The sequence below is a fragment of the Ligilactobacillus acidipiscis DSM 15836 genome, from assembly GCF_001435755.1.
In the GTDB taxonomy this organism is placed as follows: Bacteria; Bacillota; Bacilli; order Lactobacillales; family Lactobacillaceae; genus Ligilactobacillus; species Ligilactobacillus acidipiscis.
This window is the reverse complement of sequence record NZ_AZFI01000352.1, coordinates 1-541: the sequence shown is the minus strand read 5'-3', so window position 1 is coordinate 541 and position 541 is coordinate 1. Positions and strand designations below refer to the sequence as shown.

The window sequence follows — 541 nt, the reverse complement described above, 5'->3', positions numbered from 1 at the left end:
GAGAGCGTAAAATATCTTGTGTAAATGCATAAAAGATTTCTGAATTGTATAGAAATAGGGAATGCCTTCCCTTATGATATTTAGTAACCACAGAAAACATCACAGGAGGCATTCCCCATGAATGAACTTACCACAGAAATTATCACTGCACTAGCCCAAAAGCAAGATTTGGACGAAGTTTTTCGTCACCACCTCGAAATTGCGATTAACCAGCTGCTTCAAACCGAATTGGCAGAGTTTTTGGGTTACGAACGCTACTCATACGCTGGGATTAACACTGGTAATAACCGCAACGGCAGTTATGAGCGCTCGTTTGATACGAAGTACGGCCAACTTAACTTAACCATTCCTCGAGATCGCAATGGCCGGTTTGAAAATCATACCTTGCCAGCCTACGGTCGGCACAGTGATAATTTAGAAACAACGGTCATTCAGTTGTATACCAAGGGAATTACCACTGCTGAAATTGCCGAACTCATTGAGAAAATGTACGGTGCTCACTACTCCAAAGCCACGGTTTCCAACATGACTAAAGCCGTCA

1 protein-coding gene is annotated in these 541 nt (G+C 42.7%); it reads left to right on the top strand.

The window, feature by feature from the left end:
• Positions 1-117: 117 nt before the first annotated feature.
• The coding region (locus tag FC65_RS11090) for a transposase (protein ID WP_191979921.1) at positions 118-541 on the top strand (424 nt) is incomplete at its 3' end.